General features: G+C 72.3%; 2 protein-coding genes. Both read left to right on the forward strand.

Annotated features, from left to right (window positions below; translation table 11 throughout):
• Positions 1-692 precede the first annotated feature (692 nt).
• A complete protein-coding gene (locus E1267_RS42740; protein WP_246064717.1) occupies positions 693-2,717 on the forward strand; it encodes a GTPase in 2,025 nt (674 codons plus the stop codon).
• Positions 2,714-4,336 carry a GTP-binding protein gene (locus tag E1267_RS42745; RefSeq protein WP_132341888.1) on the forward strand — a complete coding sequence of 541 codons (1,623 nt, stop codon included), beginning with the start codon at positions 2,714-2,716 and terminating at the stop codon, positions 4,334-4,336. Before E1267_RS42740 ends, E1267_RS42745 begins: the two co-directional genes overlap by 4 nt.
• Positions 4,337-4,377: the final 41 nt, after the last annotated feature.

The raw sequence follows: 4,377 nt of genomic DNA on the forward strand, positions 1-4,377 counted from the left end.
GCCCCCAGGCCCGCCCCATGCCCGGAGCCGGAGCGGCACCCGCCGCCCGCCCGAAGCCTGGTGCCGGTGCCGAGCCCGCAGGCGGTCACCCTGCCGGTTCTGCGACAGAAACCGGCGCGGGACCTGAAACCGGATCCGAGCCCGCGGCGCAGGACGAGCCGCCCGCTCGCCCCAGCCTCTTCGCCCGCAGGCCCGCCGTCCGGGGCAGGCCGGAAGCACAAAGTACGCCTTCCGCACGCGCCACGGTCGGCGATCCGGCGTCCGAAGGACCGTCCGGCGCCAAGGCCGCGAAGGGACGGGGCGGCGACGGCCGCTCCCCGGCGGAGCGCGAGGTCACCGCGGAAGGCGCCACCAGCGACGCACGCACCGAGCCGGCGACCCGAGACGAAGCCGCAGCCCAGCACGACGAGCCCGGTGGCGAGCAGACCACTGGTACGCCGTCCTCGGGCGACCGTTTCCCGGGCGGCCGTCCGTCGGGAAAGCGTTCCCCCGGCAGGCGTTCCCCCCAAGGCATGCGACCCGCCAAACGGTCCACCGGCGAGCGACCGCCGGGTGAGCCGCACTCCGGCGAGCCATCGGCCGACGAGCCGGAGCGTCAGACCGGAGACGAACCCCGGGACCCCACGACAACGACCGGCACCTTTGTGAAGCCCGGCGCCTCCGCGCCAGGCGGCAAACCGGGGAAGCCCGGCGTGCCCGGGAAACCGGGTGCTCCGGCGGCGAGCCGGCAGCCGGGCGAGGCGGACGTACCCGCGAAGGGCGGCGTACCAAAAGCCAGCGCCAAGCAGGCGAGGGCCGGCCAGTTCGAAGCGGCCGACGAGCCGTCACCGACCGCCGGCACGGCGACGATCGGTCACGCGGGCCCCCGTGGCGATGCCGGCTCCGACGCCCCCCGAGCCGACGGGACGCCGGATGCTACGGACATCACCGGCGGCGACGACGAGATGTCACGCGGTTCGGACGTCCGCGGCGACGAGGTGTCACGCGGTTCGGATGTCGCGGGTGGCGACGAGGTGACAAAGAAGCCCGAGCAGGCCGGCGGCCAAGAGCCGGCCGGTCAGGCGGTCGGTGAGGAGTTGCCGGCGGAGGCGGCCGAAACGCTGATGAGTGCGCTCGGCACCCTCCGCGAGAGCATCGCCGACCTGCGCTTCGGGCTCGACCTGCCGGGCGTGGAGGAGGCCAGGCAGGCACAGGCCGACCTGCTGGCCCAGCTTGAGGGCTACGTGCTGCCCAGGGTGAGGACGAGCACCGCTCCCGCGCTCATCGTGGTGGCCGGCTCGACCGGCGCGGGCAAGTCCACCCTGGTCAACACGCTCGCCGAGAAGACCGTCTCGCGCACCGGCGTACGCCGCCCGACCACCGGCACCCCCGTCCTGGCCTGCCACCCCGACGACCGCGAGTGGTTCGCGGAGGGCGAGCTGCTGGGCGGCCTGCGGCGTCTCGACGCGCCGACGCCCGATGCGGGGCCGGACGGCCTGGTCGTCGTCTCGACCGAGAAGCTCCCGCAGGGCGTGGCGCTGCTCGACACCCCCGACATCGACTCGGTCGTGGAGGAGCACCACGACGTCGCGCACCGCATGCTCGACGCCGCCGACCTGTGGATCTTCGTGACCACGGCGGCCCGCTACGCCGACGCCCCGGCCTGGAGCCTGCTGCGCCTGGCCAAGGAACGGGGTGCCCGGCTGGCGATCGTGTTGTCGCGCGTCCAGCCCCGGTCGGCCGACGTGGTGCTCAAGCACTTCGTCCGCATGCTCACCGAATACGGCATGGGCGACATCGACAGGTTCGTCATCAACGAGGCGAAGGTGACGGACGGCAGGCTGCCCGACAGCGAGGTCACCGAGCTGCGGCTGTGGCTGGCCGAGCTCTCGGTCGACGAGGAGCGCCGGGCGCAGGCCGTACGCGAGACGCTCAACGGCGTGCTCAACAGTTTCCGCACCCGCGTACCAGCGCTGGCCAAGCACCTGGAGGGGCAGGTCGCCTTCAGGACAGAGCTGCGCGGCGACGTGGAGGCGGCCTTCCGCGGCGCGCTCATGGAGATCGACAAGGCGTACAAGAACGGTTCGCTGCTGCACGGCGAGGTGCTGGCCAGATGGCAGGACTTCGCCGGCTCCGGCGACCTCATGCGCTCGTTGCAACTACGCAGGCGCGGGAAGGCGGCCAAACAGGCGCCCGAGCGGGTGCTGGCGTTCAAGGCGGCGATCCGCACGGGCCTCGAGTCGGTGATCGTCGCCGCCGCCAACCGTGCTTGCGAGGAGGTGGTGGCGCGCTGGCGGCACCGTTCCGAGCTGGGCGCCAAGATATCGGACGGCCTCGACACCCCCTCTGACGACCTCATCCGCCACACCGGCCGTGCCATCGCCTCCTGGCAGGATCACCTGGGCGAGCTGGTACGCACGGAGGGTGTGGCCAAGCGGTCGGTGTCGAAGCTGGTCTCGTTCGACCACGACTCGCTCGCCCTGATCTTCATGGTCGCGATGTTCAGCGGGAGCAACGGCGAGGGTGTTCCACATCGGCTGGTCAACGCCCTGCTCGGCGCCGAGTCCCTGCGTGGCATCGGCGCCAAGGCGCTCAGCGACCTGCGCGCCAGGATCGGCATGTTGTTCGACGAGGAAGCCATGCGTTACGGGAAAGCGCTCGACTCCGCGGGCATTCCCGACGAGTCCGTCGCAACCCGCCTCTACCAGGCAACGTACAACCTCGAGGTCGCTCGATGACCACCATGACCACCAGGCCGGGTCTCGCTCCGCGGCTGACCGCGCTCACCAAGGTGGTGGAGCTGGGCCCGGGGCGGCTGGACAAGAAGCTGCTCGACGAGGCCGGCGTGCTGCTCCAGCGGGCCGGAGACCGGCTCAAGCTGTCGTCCGAGCACACCGTCGTCGCCCTCGCGGGCGGCACGGGCAGCGGCAAGTCGTCGTTGTTCAACGCGATCTCCGGGCTCGAGCTGTCGCCCACCGGCGTACGCCGGCCGACCACCGCCCGCACCCACGCCTGCGTGTGGGGGCTGGAGGGCGCCGGGCCGCTGCTCGACTGGCTGCAGATCCAGTGGCGGCACCGCTTCTCCCGCGCCAGCGCGCTCGACAAGGGCGACAGCCAGCTGCACGGGCTCATCCTGCTCGACCTGCCCGACCACGACTCCATCCGGGCGCTCACCGACACCGAGGCCGATCGGCTCATCGGGCTGGCCGACCTCGTGGTGTGGGTGCTCGACCCGCAGAAGTACGCCGACGCCTCCACCCACCGGCGCTACGTCACGGATCTGGCGGGGCACGACGCGGTCACCGTGTTCGCGCTCAACCAGGCCGACCGGCTCACCACCGAGGAGCTGGCCGAGCTGGTCATCGACCTCAACGACCTGCTGCGCCGCGAAGGCGTCGACCACCCCAGCGTCGTACCCACCTCGGCGGTCACCGGACGCGGCATCGAAAGTCTCAAGAGCGTCATCGCGACCGCCGTGTCACGGCGGCGGGCCGCCATCCAGAAGCTCGAGGCCGACCTGCACCGCCTGGAGCAGCGCCTCGGCGAGGTCATGCCGCTCGGCGAGGCGCTCTCCGCCCCGTCGTCGGTCGACGAGGCCCGCCGGATGGGGCTGACCGACGCGCTCTGCGACGCCGTGGGCGTGCCCGCGGTGGGCGAGGCCATGGAGAACGTCTACGCCGAGCGCTCCAATCAGTGGGTCGGGTGGCCGTACCCTCGATGGTTCGCGAAGCTGCGCCCCGATCCGCTGAAGGCCCTGCGCCTCGAAGACGTGAGCGCGGAGATCCGCGGCATCACGACCGGTTCCGTGAGCGCCCAGTCGGCCGAGGTCGCCAACGCCGTGCAGGCGCTCGCCGACGGCCTCTCCGTCGGGATGCACCCCGTGTGGCGCGCCTCCGTGCACCAGGCGGCCAGGTCGCGCTCCGGCCAGCTCCCGCAGGCGCTGACCGAGGACCTCACGGAGGTGGCGCCGCAGCTCGACCGGGTGCCCGGCTGGTGGCGCACGCTCAAGGTGTGGCAGTACACCCTGGTGGCGGCGTTCGCGGCCGGGGTCATCTGGCTGCTGGCCGGGCTGCTCATGCCGGGACAACTGCCCCCGCAACTGGAACTGCTCGGCGACGGCGCGGCGCTCCCGTGGGTCGGGCTGATGATGGCCGCCGTGCTGGGGTTGGGTGCGCTGTCGGGCATCGCCTCGCGCAACTTCGTCGAGCTGAACGCCTCCAGGGAGCGAGAGCGCCTGGAGCGGGAGATGAGGCGCAGGGTGGCGGCCGTGTCCGCGACGATGGTGGTGGAGCCGGTCGAGCGGGAGCTGGGCCGCCATCACGCCTTCTTCACCGCGTTGCGGGATCTGTCGGTCTGACCTCCGTCCACAGGCTCTCCCTCCGCCCTCCCCCTGTCCAC

The sequence above is a fragment of the Nonomuraea longispora genome (genome assembly GCF_004348345.1).
Taxonomy (GTDB): Bacteria; Actinomycetota; Actinomycetes; order Streptosporangiales; family Streptosporangiaceae; genus Nonomuraea; species Nonomuraea longispora.

Bases quoted from the DNA above. Each gene is read 5' to 3' on its own strand.
- E1267_RS42745 (WP_132341888.1), top strand. From the start codon at position 2,714: ATGACCACCATGACCACCAGGCCGGGTCTCGCTCCGCGGCTGACCGCG.